General features: G+C 65.0%; 17 protein-coding genes. 2 read left to right on the top strand and 15 right to left on the bottom strand.

The genetic code is table 11. The annotated features are described in order from the left end of the window. Nucleotides 1–4: 4 nt before the first annotated feature. From FJ946_RS27370 to FJ946_RS27340, 7 genes are all read right to left on the bottom strand, one after another. Nucleotides 5–733: an ABC transporter ATP-binding protein gene (locus FJ946_RS27370; protein ID WP_140493077.1), complete on the bottom strand. Its 729-nt coding sequence runs from the start codon at nt 731–733 to the stop codon at nt 5–7. Next, nucleotides 733–2,235: an ATP-binding cassette domain-containing protein gene (locus FJ946_RS27365; protein ID WP_140566792.1), complete on the bottom strand. Its 1,503-nt coding sequence runs from the start codon at nt 2,233–2,235 to the stop codon at nt 733–735. The genes FJ946_RS27370 and FJ946_RS27365 overlap by 1 nt, the downstream gene beginning before the upstream one ends. Continuing rightward, complete coding sequence (gene livM / locus FJ946_RS27360; protein ID WP_140493070.1) at nt 2,235–3,833, bottom strand: high-affinity branched-chain amino acid ABC transporter permease LivM; 1,599 nt, start codon at nt 3,831–3,833, stop codon at nt 2,235–2,237. The genes FJ946_RS27365 and livM overlap by 1 nt, the downstream gene beginning before the upstream one ends. A gap of 4 nt (nt 3,834–3,837) precedes the next feature. Continuing rightward, nucleotides 3,838–4,740 (bottom strand): branched-chain amino acid ABC transporter permease LivH, encoded by a 903-nt coding sequence (locus FJ946_RS27355; RefSeq protein ID WP_140493067.1) that lies wholly within the window; start codon nt 4,738–4,740, stop codon nt 3,838–3,840. Nucleotides 4,741–5,075: 335 nt separating this feature from the next. Then, nucleotides 5,076–6,077 carry a 4-hydroxyproline epimerase gene (locus FJ946_RS27350; RefSeq protein WP_140566790.1) on the bottom strand — a complete coding sequence of 334 codons (1,002 nt, stop codon included), beginning with the start codon at nt 6,075–6,077 and terminating at the stop codon, nt 5,076–5,078. 16 nt (nt 6,078–6,093) lie between these two features. Next, nucleotides 6,094–7,407: an FAD-binding oxidoreductase gene (locus FJ946_RS27345; protein WP_246673020.1), complete on the bottom strand. Its 1,314-nt coding sequence runs from the start codon at nt 7,405–7,407 to the stop codon at nt 6,094–6,096. A gap of 27 nt (nt 7,408–7,434) precedes the next feature. Continuing rightward, nucleotides 7,435–8,328, bottom strand: coding sequence for a dihydrodipicolinate synthase family protein (locus FJ946_RS27340; protein WP_140560778.1), 894 nt, complete (start codon nt 8,326–8,328; stop codon nt 7,435–7,437). A gap of 116 nt (nt 8,329–8,444) precedes the next feature. On the opposite strand from FJ946_RS27340, the gene FJ946_RS27335 reads away from it, so the two are divergent. After that, nucleotides 8,445–9,089, top strand: coding sequence for a GntR family transcriptional regulator (locus FJ946_RS27335; protein WP_246673019.1), 645 nt, complete (start codon nt 8,445–8,447; stop codon nt 9,087–9,089). Between the two features lie 85 nt (nt 9,090–9,174). Here the strand turns inward: FJ946_RS27335 and FJ946_RS27330 are convergent, their stop codons facing one another. Both FJ946_RS27330 and FJ946_RS27325 read right to left on the bottom strand, forming a co-directional pair. Further along, nucleotides 9,175–9,474: a hypothetical protein gene (locus FJ946_RS27330; protein WP_140517526.1), complete on the bottom strand. Its 300-nt coding sequence runs from the start codon at nt 9,472–9,474 to the stop codon at nt 9,175–9,177. 442 nt (nt 9,475–9,916) lie between these two features. Continuing rightward, the gene (locus FJ946_RS27325) at nt 9,917–11,413 is read right to left on the bottom strand and encodes a CoA-acylating methylmalonate-semialdehyde dehydrogenase (protein WP_140517525.1); all 1,497 of its coding nucleotides are present in this window, start codon (nt 11,411–11,413) and stop codon (nt 9,917–9,919) included. A 222-nt stretch (nt 11,414–11,635) separates the two neighbouring features. Between FJ946_RS27325 and FJ946_RS27320 the strand changes: the two genes are divergently transcribed. Next, complete coding sequence (locus tag FJ946_RS27320) at nt 11,636–12,517, top strand: LysR family transcriptional regulator (RefSeq protein ID WP_140525022.1); 882 nt, start codon at nt 11,636–11,638, stop codon at nt 12,515–12,517. A 224-nt stretch (nt 12,518–12,741) separates the two neighbouring features. Here the strand turns inward: FJ946_RS27320 and FJ946_RS27315 are convergent, their stop codons facing one another. The 6 genes from FJ946_RS27315 to FJ946_RS27290 form a co-directional block, all read right to left on the bottom strand. Further along, entirely contained in the window at nt 12,742–13,998 is a 1,257-nt protein-coding gene (locus tag FJ946_RS27315; protein ID WP_140566787.1) for a D-amino acid dehydrogenase, read from the bottom strand. A gap of 123 nt (nt 13,999–14,121) precedes the next feature. Then, nucleotides 14,122–14,664 (bottom strand): nucleoside-diphosphate kinase, encoded by a 543-nt coding sequence (locus tag FJ946_RS27310; RefSeq protein WP_140547360.1) that lies wholly within the window; start codon nt 14,662–14,664, stop codon nt 14,122–14,124. Nucleotides 14,665–14,678: 14 nt separating this feature from the next. After that, entirely contained in the window at nt 14,679–15,101 is a 423-nt protein-coding gene (gene rnk / locus FJ946_RS27305; RefSeq protein WP_140566785.1) for a nucleoside diphosphate kinase regulator, read from the bottom strand. Between the two features lie 275 nt (nt 15,102–15,376). Further along, nucleotides 15,377–16,516, bottom strand: a complete 1,140-nt coding sequence (gene alr, locus FJ946_RS27300) for an alanine racemase (RefSeq protein ID WP_140566782.1) — start codon at nt 16,514–16,516, stop codon at nt 15,377–15,379. A gap of 92 nt (nt 16,517–16,608) precedes the next feature. Next, nucleotides 16,609–17,130, bottom strand: a complete 522-nt coding sequence (locus FJ946_RS27295) for an RNA pyrophosphohydrolase (RefSeq protein ID WP_140493512.1) — start codon at nt 17,128–17,130, stop codon at nt 16,609–16,611. Nucleotides 17,131–17,160: 30 nt separating this feature from the next. Continuing rightward, nucleotides 17,161–18,336 carry a divergent polysaccharide deacetylase family protein gene (locus tag FJ946_RS27290; RefSeq protein ID WP_140493038.1) on the bottom strand — a complete coding sequence of 392 codons (1,176 nt, stop codon included), beginning with the start codon at nt 18,334–18,336 and terminating at the stop codon, nt 17,161–17,163. Nucleotides 18,337–18,385 lie beyond the last annotated feature (49 nt).

The raw sequence follows: 18,385 nt of genomic DNA, 5'->3' as shown, positions 1-18,385 counted from the left end.
GAACTCAGTGATGGCCGCCTTCGAGATAGGCGGCGCGCACTTCCGGATTGGCGAGCAGTTCCTTGCCGGTGCCGCTCATGGTCACATTGCCGTTGACCATGACATAGCCGCGCGTCGCCAGCTTCAGCGCGCCGAAGGCGTTCTGCTCGACCAGGAACACGGTCAGCCCCTGCGTGCGGTTCAGCTCGCGAATGGCATCGAAGATCTGTTTGACGATCAGCGGCGCAAGACCGAGCGACGGCTCGTCGAGCAGAAGCAGCTTCGGCCGCGCCATCAGCGCGCGCCCGATCGACAGCATCTGCTGCTCGCCGCCCGACAGCGTGCCGCCGCGCTGGGCGATGCGCTCCTTCAGGCGCGGGAACAGTGCGAACACCTTCTCGACGTCCTCGTCATAGTGCTTGAGGTTGTCGAGGCTGGCGCCCATCTGCAGATTTTCCATCACCGTCATGCGCGGGAAGATGCGCCGGCCTTCCGGCGACTGGGCAATGCGCAAGCGCGCGATCTCGTGCGTCGGCAATTGGGTGATGTCGGCGCCGGCGAAGGTGATGGTGCCCGCGCGGGCGCGCGGCGCTCCAAAAATGGTCATCATCAGCGTCGATTTGCCGGCGCCGTTGGCGCCGATCAGCGCCACGATCTCGCCCTCGTTGACGGTGACGTCGACGCCGTTCAGCGCACGGATGTTGCCGTAATAGGTCTGCACGCCCTTGATATCGAGCAGCGTCTTCCCGGCCATCACTTGCCCCCTCCGCGCTTGGCCCGAACGGGCTTGCCCGCTCCTGTCGCGGGCTTTGCTGCCTGCTTACCGGAAGCATGGCTCGTCGCCACCTTGCCGGCGTCGACGCGGCGCGAGAATTCCGTGTCCTTGCCCTGGCTAAGCAGCCTGGCCTGCTTGACCCATTCTTCGCGGGCGATGCGTCCGTCAAAGGCGAGATACGCTTCGACGGCCTCGACATCGGCCTTCTTCCAGGCGCCGATCTGGTCGAAGTGGAAGATGCCGTGTTCGTTGAGCTTCTTCTCGTTGACCGCGCCGATCCCCTTGATGCGGGTGAGATTGTCGGCCTTGCCGCCGCGGGGCGCCGCCAGGCGGTTCGAGATGCCCGCGGCCTTCGCGGCCGGCGTCTTGGCCCCTGTCTTGACGCTCGCCTTGGTGGCCGGCTTCGCCACCGGCTTGGTCCGCGAAGCAGGTGCTGGCGCGACAGCCTTGGCCGCAACGCTCGCCGCCCGCGCATCGACCTGCGCCGCCTTCGAGGCGCCCTTCGACACCGTGATGCGCTCGCCTTCGCTGTGGCCGACCGTGTCGGTCACCGGGCCGGCGAGATAGGACGACGATGTTCCCGGACCATGCGCGGCATCGGGACCGGTATCGAGTTGCTCGATGACGTCCTCGTCGCCGACTTCGGTCAGCACGGTCTCGACCTCCTCGTCGTCGACGCCGAGATAGGCGGCGATGACGCGCGGATCGGTGCGCACCGACTGCGGATTGCCGTCGGAGATCTTGCGGCCGTATTCCAGCACCACGACGTGATCGGAGATCTGCATGACCACCGACATGTCGTGCTCGATCAGCAGGATCGAGGTGCCGGTGTTGTTCTTGATGTCCATCAGCAGGTCGTTGAGCGCGGCCGATTCCTTTGGATTGAGACCGGCGGCGGGCTCGTCGAGGCACAAAAGCTCCGGGCCGGTGCACATGGCGCGCGCGATCTCGAGGCGCCGCTGCGCGCCATAGGGCAGGTCGCCGGCCGGATCGTCGGCGCGGTCGACCAGATCGGCTTTCTCAAGCCAGTGCTTGGCAAGTTCGACGGATTCGGCCGAGGCCTTGCGGTAACCGCTGAAGCCGAACAGGCCGAGCACCGTATAGCCCGAAGCCTTCATCAGCTTGTTGTGCTGGGCAACGAGCAGGTTCTCGAGCACCGTCATGCCCGAGAACAGGCGGATGTTCTGGAAGGTGCGCGCCACCTTGGCGCGCGCCGGGATCTCATGGTTGGGCAGCCGTTCGAGCAGGTAGATCGAGCCGTCCTGCCGGGTGAGAGTGATCATGCCTTCCGACGGCTTGTAGAAGCCGGTGATGCAGTTGAACACGGTGGTCTTGCCGGCGCCGTTGGGCCCAATCAGCGCGGTGATCTCGCCGCGCCTGGCGGTGAAGGACAGGTCCCCGATCGCGACCAGGCCGCCGAACTTCATCGACAGGTGTTCGACGTTCAGGATGGCGTCGTTCATGGAGGGGTTCGCGTTCATCAGCCGTGCCCCTCCTTGGTGAAGGAACTGGAGACAGCCCTTCGCACCTTGAGGAAGGCGGTCGGCTCACGGCTGCCGACAAAGCCGCGCGGCTTCCACAGCATGACGATCACCATGGCCATGCCGAACAGCAGCATACGGTAGAGTTCCGGCGTGAAGTCGGGTCCGAAGACCTGCTTGAGGAAGTCGAGTTCGCGCAGCACCTCGGTGCCGCCGATCATGACCAGAGCCGCGACGGCAATGCCGACCAGTGATCCCATGCCGCCAAGCACGACGATGGCCAGGATGATGGCCGATTCCAGGAAGACGAAGGATTCGGGGCTGACGAAGCCTTGCCGGGCGGCGAAGAACGAGCCGGCAAAACCGCCGAACATGGCGCCGGTGGCAAAGGCGGTCAGCTTGGTGGTCGTGGTGTTGATGCCGAGCGAGCGGCAGGCGATCTCGTCCTCGCGCAAGGCTTCCCAGGCGCGGCCGACCGGCATGCGCCTCAGCCTGACCGTGACGAAGGCGGTGAGCAGCGCCAGCCCCAGGATGAGGTAATAGAGGAAGATCTTGTAATAGGCGCTCGATGTGGCGATGTTCAGCACCTTGCCGATGTAGTTCGGATCCGAGACGTTGAAGCTCATCAGGCCGAAGAAGGTGACCTTCGGGATGCCGGAAATGCCGGCCGAGCCATTGGTCACCTCGCGCCAGTTGATGATCACCAGCCGGATGATCTCGCCGAAGGCAAGCGTCACGATGGCCAGGTAGTCGCCGCGCAGGCGCAGCACCGGAAAGCCGAGCAGCACGCCCCAGAAGGCGGCCATGGCGCCTGCGGCCGGCAGGAGGATCCAGAAGGAGAGGCCGTAATGCGTGCCGAGCAGCGCATAGGCATAGGCGCCGACCGCATAGAAGGCGACATAGCCGAGGTCGAGCAGGCCGGCCAGACCGACGACGATGTTCAGCCCCCAGGCCAGCATGACATAGATCAGGATCTGGATACCGAAATTATCGACCCATTTCAGCGACCCTTGCAGCCCGCCGACGAGCGACCACGACATCAGCGACAGCATGCCCACGACAATGATCGGATAGAGCACCAGTGCGGCGATGCCGAGTTTTGTGAAGTTGGCATGGATGAAGCCGCGGAAATAGTAGATCACGCAGGCCAGCGCGTAGATGACCGCAAGGGCGCGCAGGAATTGCAGATAGCCGGCCGGCTCCGCCCCTACCCAGCCGGCGAGAGACCTGCTGAAGACGAACAGCAGCGCCGCGACGATGACGGCCACGATGAAGGCTGGAAAGAGGAAGAAGCGCGACGCCACGCTGGCCGGCAGCAAGCCGGTGGCGACGTCGGCGATCTTCTGGTTGGCCAAAAAGGGCTGGCCGTAGGCGACATAGAGGAAGCGGCCGACGGCGGTGGCGATGACCACTGCGGCGAGCAACCCCCAGCGCTGCACCAGGATCAGCTCGTTTGAGATGTTCTGGTCGGTCTTGAGCCCGATGAACAGCACGAACAGGCCGAGCGCGATGGCACCGGCATAGAAGGCCTCGCGCAAGGCGCGCTGCATGGGCGTGGCTGCGACGGTGTCGCGCTCGGGAGATACGGTGACGGCCATGATCTCAGACCTTTTCGACTTCTGGCCGGCCGAGAATGCCGGAAGGCAGGAAGATCAGCACGATAGCCAGGATCGAGAAGGCGGCGACATCCTTGTAGTCGATCGAGAAATAGGCCGACCACATGCTCTCGATGAAGCCGATCAAAAGACCGCCCAGCACCGCGCCCGGCAACGAACCGATGCCGCCCAGCACCGCTGCGGTGAATGCCTTCACGCCGGGCACGAAGCCGTCCGAGAAGGCGATGACGCCGTAATACATCAGGAACAGCGTGCCTGCGACGGCGGCAAGTGCCGCGCCCATGATGAAGGTGATCGAGATGGTGCGGTCGACATCGATGCCGAGCAGCGCCGCCATCTTGCGGTCCTGCTCGCAGGCGCGCTGCGCCCGGCCAAGCGAGGTCTTGTTGACCAGGTACCAGAACAACACCAAGAGCAACGCGGTGACGACGACGATGATGATCTGCTTCAGCGACACGCTGATGCCTTCGATGTTGTAGACCTTCGACACCATCGGCGGGATCGGCTTGTTGCGCGGGCCTTGCGTCACCTGCACGAAATTCGACAGCGCGATCGACATGCCGATGGCGGTGATCAGCGGCGCCAACCGGAACGAGCCGCGCAGCGGCCGGTAGGCCACCTTCTCGATCGTCCAGTTGTAGAGGCTGGTCAGCAGCATCGCCACGATCATCATCACCAGCAGCGCGATGACCACGGGAACCGAATAGAACAGGGCACCCAAGATGAGGAAAACGATCAGCGCCGTGAAAGCGCCCACCATGAAGATATCGCCATGAGCAAAGTTGATCATGCCGATAATGCCGTAGACCATCGTGTAGCCGATCGCGATCAGCCCATAGATCGATCCCAGCGTCAGCCCATTGATAAGCTGCTGGACAAAATACTGCATGTGTACATGGCTCCCCTGGAATGTCGCCCATGCAGACGCATTCCTTTTCGTATTTCCCCTAGTCGTAAGGTTTCGAGACGGGATTGCAACGTCATTTTTTGATCGTCATGCGTGTTTCCGACTGCACGCCGTTCGATTGCCCGTTTTTTCGCACCCGCCCCCTGGACTATCGCGGACCCTATCATTGGCATAACGCAATGTCTTTGACGATTAAGCGTCATCATGCGCTCCATTTCGAAGAAATCGCCGTCAAAATAAGTTGATGAGACGATTTGTTGCGCTCGTGACAGCAATCCTTTTTGTCCTTCCCGACCTTCCGCAGCGTGATGAATCGCCTATTTGACGACGAAGCCGTGCGCGAACGGATCGCGGTCATCGATGAAGATCGTGTTGAGCCCGGTCATGCGCGCCCAGCCGCCGATCGAGGGAATGATCGCCGGCTTGCCTGCGACCGTGACGTCTTTTTCAACCTTGCCCTTGAACAGCGAGCCGATGATCGATTCATGGACGAACGCATCGCCGGCCTTGAGCTTGCCCTTGGCATGGAGCTGCGCCATGCGTGCCGAGGTGCCCGTGCCGCACGGTGAGCGGTCGATCGCCTTGTCGCCGTAGAAGACCGCATTGCGCGCGTCCGCACCCGACACCGTCGGCTCGCCGGTCCACAGCATGTGCGACAGCCGGTTGATGCCCGGATTCTCCGGATGCACGAAAGAGTATTTCTCGTTGAGCCGCTGCCGCACCACCGGGCTCCAGGCGATGAGGTCGCCCGCCGAATGGTCTGCCATGTCGCGATAGTTTTTCTGCGGCTCGACGATGGCGTAGAAATTGCCGCCATAGGCGACGTCGACGACGATTCCGCCGAGCCCGGGGCATTCGACCGTCAACCCCTCGGCATGGAGGAAGGAGGGCACGTTGGTGATGCGCACCTCCTCGACATATTCGCCGACCTGTTTGTATTCGGCGATGACCAGGCCGGCCGGTGTGTCGAGCCTGAGCACGCCGGGCGTCTTCGGCTTGATCAGCCCGTGCTCGATGGCCATCGTCACCGTGCCGATGGTGCCGTGGCCGCACATTGGCAGGCAGCCCGAGGTCTCGATGAACAGGATGGCGATGTCGCAATCCTCGCGCGTCGGCGGGTAGAGGATCGAGCCGGACATGACATCGTGGCCGCGCGGCTCGAACATCAGGCCGGTGCGGATCCAGTCATATTCGGCCAGGAAATGCGCGCGCCGCTCCATCATCGTCGAACCCTGGAGCAGCGGGCCGCCGCCGGCGACCAGCCGCACCGGGTTGCCGCAGGTGTGGCCGTCGATGCAGAAGAAGGATTTCCTGGCCATGACGCTCCTCGAAAATTCAAAACCGTTGTGGACTGAAGGGGGCCACGTCGATCGGCGGAGTCTGCCCCAGGACAAGCTCGCGGATCAACCGTCCCGTCGCAGCAGCCTGAGTCAGGCCAAGATGGCCGTGGCCGAAAGCGTAGACCACCGGCCGGCTTCCCGATGCGCGGCCCACGACAGGCAATGAATCCGGCAGCGAGGGACGAAACCCCATCCATTCGCGTCCGCCCGAAGGATCGAGGCCCGGCAGGAAGTCTTGCGCCTTGCGCAGCAGCGCCTTCGAGCGCGCGTAGTTGGGCGGCCGCTCGATGCCGCCGAGCTCAACCGCGCCGCCGATGCGCAGGCCCGTGTCGAGCGGCGTGATCACGAAGCCTTGGCCGGAGAAGATCAGCATCCGCTTCACGTCGAAGGCGGCCTTTGGCAACGTCGTGTTGTAGCCGCGCTCGGTTTCGAGCGGAATGCGGTCGCCGAGGTGCCGCGCCAGCAGATGCGACCAAGCGCCGGCGGTGACGACCAGGTGCCGGGCTTGCCGCGTCGTGCCGTCGACCAGCGTCAACGTCGCGCCGTTCCCGTCCGCGGCGACGCCGGCGATGCGGGCCTTCTCGAACCGCGCGCCCTTGGATTGCGCATAGTCCCAGATCGCCTTGCCGAGCAGTTTTGGATCGGCGATTGTCTTCCAGCCCGGCACGAACGTGCCTTTGCCGAAGCGCGGCGACAGGCCGGGCTGCAGCTCCGCCAGCTCCTCGCCGCCGACATGGCGGAAGCCGATGCCGAAGCGCTGGCGCGCCGCCCAGCCGGACAGCGAGGCCTGGAATTCGGCCCCGCTTTCGTAGAGTTCGAGCGAGCCATCCTCGCGCAGCATCCGCCTCGTGCCGGAGCGGTCGAGCAGGCCCATCCATTCGGCCTCGGCGAGCGCCATCATTGCGGCCTGCGCCACCAGGCCAGCCTCGTAGTGCTTCGCCGAGCCGGCACGCCAGAAGCGGATCAGCCAGGGCAGCAGCTTCGGCAGGTAGGCGGGCGGGATGGCGAGCGGGCCGAGCGGATCGGCCAGCCATTTCGGCAATTGCCGGAGCATGCCCTTGTGCGCCAGTGGCAGCACGTCGGAAAAGGCGAAGGCGGCGGCATTGCCGGAGCTCGTCTCCTCGCAGATGCCGGTGCGGTCGTAGACCGTGACGTTTCGCCCCGCCTCGGCAAGAAACGCCGCCGCGCAGATGCCGATGATGCCGCCGCCGACGATGGCGATATCTATTTCTTCTCCCTGTTCACGGGGAGAAGACGCCCGCAGGGCGGGGCGCCGCCGCGCTTCCATCGATTTGGAACTTCCTGTCACCTGGGCGCCGCCTCTCGGAAGAAAGCCTCAGAACGCCGGTAGTGTCGGCCGCACCGCCAGTGCGTCCTTGACGATCTTCTCGACCGCCTTGCGGCGCTCGCCCGACAGCGGCTGGCGCGGCATGCGGACGCGGTCGTTGGTTTGAATGGCGAACACCTCGGCAAGCTTGATGTTCTGCACCAGATAGGTCGAGACGTCGAGATCAAGCAGCGGCCGGAACCAGCGATAGATGGCGAGCGCCTCTTCGCGGCGGCCCCGCTGCATCAGCTGGTAGATCGCCACCGTCTCGCGCGGGAAGGCGGTGACGAGACCGGCCACCCAGCCGATGGCGCCCACCGACAGCGCCTCGAAAGCGAGATTGTCGACGCCGGTAAACAGGTCGTAGCGGCTGCCCAGGCGATTGATGATCTCGGTCGAGCGCCTGATGTCGTCGGAGGATTCCTTGATGGCGACGAAGCGCTCGTCCGACGCCAGTTCCTCCATCTGGTCGACGGTGACATCGACGCGGTAGGCGAGCCGGTTGGAATAGATCATGACCGGCAAGTCGCCGGCCTCCGCGACGGCGCGCAGCGCCGCCACCGTCTCTTCCGCATTGGTATGGTAGATCGGGCTGGGCACCACCATCAGGCCGTTGGCGCCTTCCTTGGCGGCGCGGCGGGCGATGCTGGCGGCCTCGCGTGTCCCGGCCTCGTTCACCGTCAGCAGCACCGGTTTCTTGCCAGCCACCTTCTGCGCGGTTTTCAGCACTTCAATCTTTTCGTCATGGGACAGCATCGGCCCTTCGCCGAGCGATCCGCAGACGATGATGCCGTCGCAGCCGGCCTCCATCTGCAAGCCGAAGCAGCGCTCCATCTCGGCATGGTCGAGGCGGTCGTCCGTGGTGAATTTAGTCGTGACGGCTGGGAAAATTCCGGTCCACATGGTCATCGCTCCTCTGATATATCAGCCGTATATCTATTAAGAAAGCCGCTGTCAACACGGATTCTCCTATGATATATGCAAAATATATCAGGAGACCGCCTTTGATATCCATGCAAATGAGCACTGCATTCGAGCCGGCTGCGACCAAGGCCTACCGCATGCTCGAGCATATGATTGTCACGCTCGAACTGGCGCCGGCGAGTTTCGTCACTGAAGGCGGCCTGATCGAGAAGCTGGCGCTCGGCCGTACGCCGGTGCGCGAGGCGATCCAGAGGCTGGCCTGGGAAGGACTGCTCGACGTGCGGCCGCGCGCAGGCATCGCCATCGCGCCGCTGCACCCCGGCGACTGGCTGCGCGTCCTCGACGCGCGCCGCGGCGTCGAGGTGGTGCTGGCCCGCTCCGCGGCGCGCTTCGTCACCCGCGACGCAGCCGACCTCTTCCACGATGCCGCGCTTGCCATGCAGAAGGCTGTCATCTCCGGCAACGTGCTTGCCTTCATCCAGGCCGACAAGACGCTGGACGAGGCGCTGGCGCGGGCTGCCGACAACCCGTTCGCGGCCAGGCTGGCTGCCCCGCTGCAGACCCACAGCCGCCGCTTCTGGTTCCGCTACAAGGCCGATACCGGCCTGGCGGAATCGGCCGAGCATCACGTCGCGCTGATCCGCTCGATTGTCGACGGTGACGAGGAAGCCGCCGCGAAGGATGCCAAGCGGCTGATGGCATTGCTGCGCGCCCATGCCGAGGCGGCCGCCACACGTTGAAGCGTACCGCCAGACACCGACCCCGGTTCAGGACAGTGCATGCCCAAGCCTACGCGTCGCCTGAACCGCTTAGACGCGATGCGCCTCAGGCTCCTGGCAAGGCCGCCTTGATCGTCGGGCTGTCCCAGCCCTCGCCCACGGACAGGATGCAACTCTGGCCCTTGGTGTCGGAGGCGAGGACGGTCCAACTGCCCTGTTCGGAAACGAACACCTCAAGCACCACGTTGGGATTGATCAGACCACGCCCGGCCTCGCTTTCGTGGAAATTCTCGCCGAGCGCCTTGACGATGTCGGCGCGTGCCGCACATTGCCCGGCTGCATTCGCCGGCCCTATCGATAGCGCCGCCGCGGCGCATAGCAGCATGGACATAAGACGTTGTGCCATCGGACACCTCCTTGCGCCCGACGATGCGATGCTAACGGTCAGCCGTCGGCGCTCTGGTTGCCTGCCATGCCTCCTCCAGGGCAGGATCGTAGCTCTAAGTCCTGGCGCCCTCGCCGGTTCCATCACATTACCGTTTGCAAAATAAACGGCCCGCCAGGGGACTCGGGCCGTAGATTTTTGGGTGGTCCTGCCGGCCCGCGCGGCCGCAGCCGAAGGCGAGGACGCGCAAGCGGACAAGCGTCCGGCTAGTTCATCGTCGGGATGACGAACTCGGCCCCGTCCTTGATGCCGGCCCGCGCGCCCGCAGCCGAAGGCGAGGACGCGCTATCGGACAAGCGACCGGCTAGTTCATCGTCGGGATGACGAAATCGGCCCCGTCCTTGATGCCGGCCCGCGCGCCCCGCAGCCGAAGGCGAGGACGCGCAAGCAGACAAGCGTCCGGCTAGTTCATCGTCGGGATGACGAACTCGGCCCCGTCCTTGATGCCGGACGGCCAGCGCGAGGTGACCGTCTTGGTCTTGGTGTAGAAGCGGAACGCGTCCGGACCGTGCTGGTTGAGATCACCGAAGGACGACGCCTTCCAGCCACCGAACGTGTAGTAGGCGATCGGCACCGGGATCGGCACGTTGACGCCGACCATGCCGACCTGCACCCTGGAAGCAAAGTCTCGCGCGGCGTCGCCGTCGCGCGTGTAGATGGCGACGCCATTGCCCATCTCGTGGTCATTGGCGAGCTTGATGGCGTTCTCGTAGGTCGGCGCGCGCACCACCGACAGCACCGGCCCGAAGATCTCTTCCTTGTAGATGCGCATGTCCGACGTGACGTTGTCGAACAGGCAGCCGCCCATATAGTAGCCGTTCTCGTAGCCCTGCATCTTGAAGCCGCGACCGTCGACGACCAGCTTGGCGCCTTCCTTGACGCCGATATCGACATAGCCCTTCACCCGCTCCAGCGCCTGAGCGGTGACCAGCGGGCCAAAATCGGCGGCGGAATCCGTCGAGGGGCCGACCTTCAGGCTTTCGACGCGCGGCACCAGTTTTTCCATCAGCCGGTTGGCGGTGTCGTTGCCGACAGGGACCGCCACCGAGATCGCCATGCAGCGCTCGCCGGCCGATCCGTAGCCCGCGCCGATCAGTGCATCGACGGTCTGGTCCATGTCGGCGTCGGGCATGATGATCATGTGGTTCTTGGCGCCGCCGAAGCACTGCACGCGTTTTCCCGACGCAGTGCCGCGCGAATAGATGTAATGAGCGATCGGCGTCGAGCCGACGAAGCCGATAGCCTTGATATCGGGGTCGTCAAGGATGGCGTCGACGACTTCCTTGTCGCCGTTGACGACGTTGAGGATACCGGCAGGCAGGCCCGCCTCGATGAACAGCTCGGCGATGCGGATCGGCACGCCCGGGTCGCGCTCGGAAGGCTTCAGGATGAAGGCGTTGCCGCAGGCGATCGCCGGCGCGATCTTCCACAGCGGGATCATCGCCGGAAAGTTGAACGGCGTGATGCCGGCGACGACGCCGAGCGGCTGGCGCATCGAATAGACGTCGATGCCGGGGCCGGCACCGTCGGTGAATTCACCCTTCATCATGTGCGGCGCGCCGATGCAGACCTCGACCACTTCGAGGCCGCGCTGGATGTCGCCCCTGGCATCGGCGATCGTCTTGCCGTGCTCGCGCGCCAGGATGTCGGCCAGTTCGTCATAGTCGCGGGCGACCAGTTCAAGGAACTTCATAAGGACGCGCACGCGGCGCTGCGGGTTGGTCGCGGCCCATTTCGGCTGCGCCGCCTTGGCGTTCTCGACCGCCGCGCGCAGTTCCGCCTGCGAGGCCAGCGCCACCGTGCCGCGCACAGAGCCGTCCATCGGCTGCATCACGTCCTGCTTGCGACCGCTGGTGCCGGCGACACGCTTGCCGCCGATGAAATGACCGTATTCGATCATGATGTCTCTCCCTGGGTTTGTGATGGTGCATTGTCCGCCTTTGGTACGCCAATGGCAACGCGAGGGAGAACGCAACCGTTGTGCGGAAAATAGACAACGGTTGACGGGAGAGCATCAATTCTCGCAAATGGGAAGGATCACGAAGACGACGCCCAAGGATTGGCAGGTTGAGTTCCTTCACCACAGAACGCGACATTGAAAATTGTCATCCGGACCATCCCCATGAACTGGGATGACGTCCGCATCTTTCTCGCCGTGGCGCGCGCCGGGCAAATCCTTGGCGCGGCGAGGCGCCTGGAACTCAATCACGCCACCGTCTCGCGCCGCATCGCCGCACTTGAAGACGCGCTGCGCACGAAACTCTTTCGCCGGCTGACCACCGGCAGCGAGCTGACGCCCGCCGGCGAGCGCTTCCTCGACATTGCCGAGCGCATGGAGGGCGACATGATCGCCGCCCGCTCGACAATATCGGGCGAAGGCGACGACGTTTCGGGCACGGTGCGGATCGGCGCGCCGGACGGGTTTGGCGTCGCGTTCCTCGCCCGGCGCCTCGGCGCACTGACCGCGCTGCACCGTGAATTGACGATTCAGCTCGTACCAGTGCCGCGCTCCTTCTCCCTGTCTCGCCGCGAGGCCGACATTGCCATCACCGTCGAGCGCCCGACCGAGGGCCGGCTGGTAGCGGGCAAGCTGGTCGACTACTCGCTCGGCCTGTTTGCCTCGCGTGCCTATGCTGAAGCCCACGGCCTGCCCCAGACCGCTGCCGAGCTGGGACGGCATAAATTGATCGGCTATGTGCCGGACCTCATCGTCAGCCCGTCGCTCGACTACGCCGCCGAATTCAGCGCTGACTGGCGCACCAGCTTCGCCATTTCCTCCGCGCTCGGGCAGGCCGAAGCGGTGCGGTCGGGCGCCGGCATCGGCATCCTGCACACTTTCGTCGCCCGCTCGATGCCGGAACTGGTGGCCGTCGACGTGGTGGCGCCCATCCGCCGTGCCTACTGGCTGGTCTATCACGAATCGGTCAGGCCGCTGCGCCGCGTCCAGATCGTTGCCTCCTTCATTACAAAGGCGGTGGAGCGGGAGAGAAATCTTTTCGTCTGACGCATGTCGGCCATCGCAGCTTCTTCCACGACACGGAGAACGGCATGATGGTGCTCGACCCCGCCTTCTTCGCCAGATGACGAGTATCTCGCCCATTCCAATCGGTCGCCACCGAAGTGACCATCCCGTGGGCTTACCGGCTGCTGTTCGACGAGGGCTGGGTGAAACAGGCGTTCTGACGCGATATCCCCCGGCCGCGCCCGCCGATGGCGAGCGGGCGGCGTCTATTTCAGATAGCGCTCCTGCGCCAGCGCGCGGGCGTCGATATCGGGCACTTTGTTCGAGATGATGTCGGCCAGCACCTTGGCCGAGCCGCAGGCCATGGTCCAGCCGAGCGTTCCATGGCCGGTGTTGAGGTAGAGATTGGAAAGCTCCGTGCGCCCGATCAGCGGCGGCCCGTCCGGCGTCATCGGCCGCAGGCCGCACCAGAACGTCGCCTCCCGCATGGCGCCGGCTCCTGGGAACAGGTCGCCGACCGAGTGTTCGAGCGTGCGCCGTCGCGATTCGTGCAGCCGGAGGTCGAACCCGGAAATCTCGGCCGTGCCGCCGACGCGGATGCGGTCGCCGAGCCTCGTGATCGCGACCTTGTAGGTTTCGTCCATCACCGTCGACACCGGCGCGGCGGCGGCATCCTTGATCGGCACCGTGATCGAATAGCCCTTGACCGGATAGACCGGGATCGGCCGCTTCATCCGGCGCATGAAGTCCGCCGAATAACTGCCCAGCGCCATCACATAGGCGTCGGCGGTCAGCCAGCCCTTGCTGGTGCTCATATTGTTGACGCGGTTGCGGCTGCGGATGACGCGCCATATCGTCGTGTCGTATTCGAACTTGACCCCGCGTGCCACGCAAAGCTCGGCCAGCCTGTCGGTGAACATCTTGCAGTCACCGGTCTCGTCGCCCGGCAGCCTCAGGCCGCCGACGAATTTTTCGCGCACCGCGGCCAGAGCCGGTTCCGCCGCGATGCAGCCGTCCTGGTCGAGGATTTCGTAGGGCACGCCATATCTCTTCAGCACCTCGACATCGCCTGATGTGCCGTCGAGCTGCTTTTGCGTGCGAAACAGCTGCAGCGTGCCCTGCGTCCGCTCGTCATAGGCTATGCCGGTCGCCTCGCGCAGCGCCTTCAGCGTGTCGCGGCTGTATTCGGCCAGCGGCACCATGCGCGATTTGTTGACCGCGTAGCGTTCGGCGGTGCAGTTGCGCAGCATCTTGACCAGCCACGTCCACATATGCGGATCGAAGGCCGGCCGCACCACCAGCGGACCATGCTTCATCAGCAGCCATTTGATCGCCTTGAGGGGGATACCGGGCCCGGCCCAAGGCGAGGCATAGCCGGGCGAAATCTCGCCGGCATTGGCGAAGCTGGTTTCCAGTCCCGGCCCTTTCTGGCGGTCGATCACGGTCACCTCGTGGCCAGCCTCGGCGAGATAATAGGCCGTGGTCACCCCGATCACGCCACTGCCCAGCACCATGATTTTCATTCATTCACTCCTTGCCGCGCCGAGCGTCCTCAGGACGCCCGTGGACGCGGCCGTATTTTCGATTTGCGCATGATCCCGAGCGAAAATCGATGTCGATCTTCGAGACCACGCGCCGTTGCCCATTCACGCCGCCGAGGGACCGGGGTCGTCTTCTTCTGTCTGCCGCATTCCGGCCGTCTCGCCAAGAGGCCGCCAATCGGCTGCGGCACTGTAGACGAGCCTGGGCCCGTGCGGTCGCCGCGCGTCAGCCTGGTCTTTCTGCCTGACCGTGCGCCGGGCAGCTTCGGGCTGGTAGAGCACGGCCTTGATCAGGATCGACTCCCGCCTGCCGTCGGCGTGTTCGACCGTTGCCGTCTGGCCTTGCGCCATGCCAAGCATGCAGAGCCCGCGCCTCGTTGCGACCGACAGGCTCGAGCCGACCGGCCCGCGCACCTCGTGCTGCACCAGGGTTCGCGTCTCGGCGGGACCGGCATCGACGCCGAACACCACCCTGCTGTTCAGCGTAACGATGTCGGGGCCGACCGAATCGATCGGCACGACATCGGCGCCTGAAAGCTTGTGTTCGAGCATGCGCACGATCGGATCCGCGAATGCCCGCCGGCGCTCCAGCATGACTTCGAGGACGGCGAAGTCCTTCGTCGTCAGGCAGCAATTCGTGCTCGTCATCACCGCCTCCGCCATCAAGCTCGTTGCGGGCCGGAAGCCGGCGCATCGACGGCTTCGACGGTTACTGACAGTTCCCGACCGCCACGACCGTTCCAGCAAACCGCCTGCCCAACACTCGCGCCAATGAGCGCGGTTCCCATCGGCGTCAGCACCGAGATCCGGTTCTCGGCTATGTCGGCCTCACCCGGGTAGACCAGCATGATGCGCTGGGCGTCGCCGCTTTCGCCGCGCACGATCACCGTCGAACCCATTCGCACCACACCGGCCGGCATCGCCGCCGCGCTCCTGACGACGGCCCTGTCCATTTCCGAAAGCAGCTCCTCGGCCGTCTCGGGCGCGCGATCGAGCAAAGCCCTCGCAAGGCCCGTCAGCCTGTCATGGTCGGCGTCGCTGATCAGAATATGGCTGTCTGGACGCAGTTCTTTTGCGTGTTGCATGGCAAACCTCATGGATCGGCGCATCGAGCGGATGCGCGCCTGCCGGCGCGCTGGCGGCGGCGTGATGAAAGGCCGGCAGCCGCGAAGGGCTGTTCGGCTTGATGGCGATTGTGGATGGATGGATGCCCCGGTACGGACGGACGCCGAAAGGCGGCCGCGCCGGGGCTACGATCCCGCGATCGGGCAGACCCTGAAGAAGGTTTTGATATAAGCGAGCTTGCTCATGTGCCAAAGCTTGCCGAATGGCGCCCGCTTGTCAAGCGCGGCCAAACCGCTCAACCGCCCAGATAGCGCCGGTGAAAACGTGTTCCGAGACTGGCCAGGATTTCATACCCGATGGTGCCGGCATGGTCGGCAGCATCGTCGACGCTCTGTGAGGGCCCTAGCAACTCCACCAGGTCGCCCTCTCCGAGCCGGCCGCGCGGCAAGGCGGAAATGTCGAGAAGGATCGAATCCATCGACACGCGCCCGAGGAAAGGCAGGCGCACCGCCTCGAACCATGCGGCCGAAGCGGAGCGGCGCAGCCAGCCGTCCGCATAGCCGAATGAAATCGTCGCCAGGCTGAGCGGGCCCTGCGCATGGTAGCTGTGGCCATAACCGACGCCAGTGCCCTTTTGGACACTGCGCGTCTGCGCCACCTTGGCCTGCAGCCCGACCACGGGCAGCATCGGGTTGGCTTCGCCAGGCGTCGGGTTGATGCCGTAGAGGGCGGCACCGGGCCGGGCGAGATCGCAATGATAAAGCGGGCCTAGAAAGATGCCGGAGGAGTTGGCGAGCGAGGCCGGCGCCACGGGTAGCATGGCACGCAACCGCGCGAATGCCAGCCTCTGCTGTTCATTGGCCGGGTGGCGCGGTTCATCGGCGCAGGCCAGGTGGCTCATCACATATCTGACGTCGATGCCATCGAAAGCGCCGACATCCCCGGCCGCCGCCTCGACCTCGGCTGGCGCCATCCCAAGCCGCGACATGCCGCTGTCGACCTGGACGGCAGCCGGGAGCCGGCGCCCGGCGCGGTGTGTCGCTGCGCGCCAGGCTTGCAACTGTGCGCCACTGTTGATGACAGCGCACAAGCCAGCCGCCACCGCTTCCGGCTCGGAACCCGGCGGCAGCCCGTTCAGCACGTAGATGTCCGGTCCGGCCCCCAGCGCCTTGCGCAGCGCGATGCCTTCGGACAGCAGCGCGACGAAGAAGATGTCGCAGCCTTCCTTCATCAGCGCCGATGCCACTTGCGCGGCGCCGAGACCGTAGCCGTCGGCCTTGACCACGCCCGCGCAGCGCACGCCGCCCAGCCGCGCCTTCAGCCGCCGGTAATTTTCGCGGATCGCGCCAAGGTCGATGGTGAGGATGGCCCCGGCAGCAGCCTCGCTTGTGGCGTCGGCTTCCTCGGGCAGCGATCTTTTGGGGGCGTCGTGCATGGCGGCCCTTCTTGTGGCGGATGGACATCAATAAGACGGTCGAACCGGCGCGGCAACCGCTGGCGTTTGAACCGCGGCCTCGGCCCGTCCGGCTATGGCACAAGGTGACGGAACGCCGTCACCACGTCTTCATAGACCTTGCGCTTGAACGGCACGATCAGGTCGGGCAGCTCCTGCATCGGCCGCCACGACCATTTGTCGAATTCGGCGGTGTGGCCGCCGGGCGGCGGATTGATCTGGATCTCGCTGGTATCGCCATGGAAGCGGAAGGCGAACCATCGCTGCGTCTGACCCCGATAGCGCCCCTTGAAGGCGACGCCGACCAGGTGGTCCGGCAGATCATAGTTGATCCAGTCCGGCGCCTCGGCGAGCAGCGAGACGCTGCGCATGCCGGTCTCCTCATAAAGCTCCCGCTCCGCCGCCTGCAGCGGCTCCTCGCCCTTGTCGATGCCGCCTTGCGGCATCTGCCAGAGCTGCGTGGTGCCGGCGAATTCGCTGTCCGGCTCGGCGATACGATGGCCGACCCAGACCAGGCCCTCGGCGTTGAGGATCATCAGCCCGACACAGGGACGGTAGGGCAGCGTCTCGCGGTCGACCTTCTTCGTCTTCGGCATCATTCAGTCTTTCAAGCTGTTTCCCGGTGGCTAGCCCTTTTGCGGATCGATCGCCACCGCTGAAATCGGCACGATCTCGATGCCGCGTTTCTTGGCCTCGGCCGCCCATGACGACACCGTGTCGACCGTCAGGTCGAAAGCGGAGCCGATGCCGACCGCAGTGCCCTTGGCACGGGCGGTCGCCTCCAGGCTGTCCAGTTTCTTCAGGATGGCGCCGCGATCCTGCACGGCGTCTATCGCCGTGTCGCCGGCGACGAAGGGCACGCCGTCCTTCAGCGCCAGATCCGGCGCCAGGCTGCGCGCCGACGAGCCGTCGTCGATATAGGCGAGCCCGCGCTTGCCGAGCTCGGCCATGAAGGGCTCCATTGCCGCCGGGTCAGCGGAGAACCGCGCGCCCATATAGTTCATGACACCGGTATAGTTCGTCGTCCGCGACAGTGCCCAGCGCAGGTTCTTCAGGTTCTCTTCCGCGCTCGCCGCCACCGTCAGCGTGTTGCGCCCGGGGTTGACATTGGGATAGTCGAACGGTTCGAGCGGCACCTGCATGACGATCTCGTGGCCGCTCTGCCGGGCGGCCTGCATCCAGCGGCCGATGCTGTTGCCTTGCGGCGCGAACGCCAGCGTCACTTCCGCCGGCAGCTTGGCGATGGCCGCCTGGGTGCCGGTCTGTGAAACCGCGAGCCCGCCGATGACGATCGCCACGCGGGCGCCGCGCGCGCCTGACCACGGCCGCGCGTAGACATCGAAGGGCCGCCGCCCGTCTGCGGCGCGCACCGGCAAGGGGCCGGCATCGCCGGCCTCGATCAGCGCCCTGTCGGGAATATGCGCGATCTTCAGGTTTTGGCCGATGGTCGACGGATCACGGATGACGATTGCCGCCTTGGGCGGACCATCGCCTTCCTCTGTCTGCACATGGATGATCTGCGGGCCTCCAGCCTTGGCCGGCATTTCCGCCTTTGGCGTCGTGACCGGCGCTAGAGCGGACGGCGCAGCGGTCGGCTCCGGCACCACTTTCGGCGTCGAAACCGCGACTTCCTGCGGCTTGCGAAACGGCTTGTCCCTGAGCGCGATCGCGCCGGAGACGCCGACAACGGCCAGCACGACGAACGCAGCCACGAGCGCACCCACGCTGACCTTGCCGGCGGCGCGCGGCGGACGGACAGTCAGTCCGAGCGGTCGTTCGATGTCCTTGCCGATATCAGCCAAGCCCTGTCCCCGTCCGCATGGCTTCGAACATGGAACCTTTCGAAGAGAC

It is taken from the genome of Mesorhizobium sp. B2-4-7, from assembly GCF_006442685.1.
Lineage (GTDB): Bacteria > Pseudomonadota > Alphaproteobacteria > Rhizobiales > Rhizobiaceae > Mesorhizobium.
This window is presented reverse-complemented; position numbering and strand designations above follow the sequence as displayed.

What these genes read in the sequence shown, in the direction of transcription:
- FJ946_RS27370 (WP_140493077.1), bottom strand. Translation starts at nt 733, where the DNA reads ATGGCCGGGAAGACGCTGCTCGATATCAAGGGCGTGCAGACCTATTAC.
- FJ946_RS27365 (WP_140566792.1), bottom strand. Translation starts at nt 2,235, where the DNA reads ATGAACGCGAACCCCTCCATGAACGACGCCATCCTGAACGTCGAACAC.
- livM (WP_140493070.1), bottom strand. Translation starts at nt 3,833, where the DNA reads ATGGCCGTCACCGTATCTCCCGAGCGCGACACCGTCGCAGCCACGCCC.
- FJ946_RS27355 (WP_140493067.1), bottom strand. Translation starts at nt 4,740, where the DNA reads ATGCAGTATTTTGTCCAGCAGCTTATCAATGGGCTGACGCTGGGATCG.
- FJ946_RS27350 (WP_140566790.1), bottom strand. Translation starts at nt 6,077, where the DNA reads ATGGCCAGGAAATCCTTCTTCTGCATCGACGGCCACACCTGCGGCAAC.
- FJ946_RS27340 (WP_140560778.1), bottom strand. Translation starts at nt 8,328, where the DNA reads ATGTGGACCGGAATTTTCCCAGCCGTCACGACTAAATTCACCACGGAC.
- FJ946_RS27335 (WP_246673019.1), top strand. Translation starts at nt 8,445, where the DNA reads ATGAGCACTGCATTCGAGCCGGCTGCGACCAAGGCCTACCGCATGCTC.
- FJ946_RS27330 (WP_140517526.1), bottom strand. Translation starts at nt 9,474, where the DNA reads ATGGCACAACGTCTTATGTCCATGCTGCTATGCGCCGCGGCGGCGCTA.
- FJ946_RS27325 (WP_140517525.1), bottom strand. Translation starts at nt 11,413, where the DNA reads ATGATCGAATACGGTCATTTCATCGGCGGCAAGCGTGTCGCCGGCACC.
- FJ946_RS27320 (WP_140525022.1), top strand. Translation starts at nt 11,636, where the DNA reads ATGAACTGGGATGACGTCCGCATCTTTCTCGCCGTGGCGCGCGCCGGG.
- FJ946_RS27315 (WP_140566787.1), bottom strand. Translation starts at nt 13,998, where the DNA reads ATGAAAATCATGGTGCTGGGCAGTGGCGTGATCGGGGTGACCACGGCC.
- FJ946_RS27310 (WP_140547360.1), bottom strand. Translation starts at nt 14,664, where the DNA reads ATGACGAGCACGAATTGCTGCCTGACGACGAAGGACTTCGCCGTCCTC.
- rnk (WP_140566785.1), bottom strand. Translation starts at nt 15,101, where the DNA reads ATGCAACACGCAAAAGAACTGCGTCCAGACAGCCATATTCTGATCAGC.
- alr (WP_140566782.1), bottom strand. Translation starts at nt 16,516, where the DNA reads ATGCACGACGCCCCCAAAAGATCGCTGCCCGAGGAAGCCGACGCCACA.
- FJ946_RS27295 (WP_140493512.1), bottom strand. Translation starts at nt 17,130, where the DNA reads ATGCCGAAGACGAAGAAGGTCGACCGCGAGACGCTGCCCTACCGTCCC.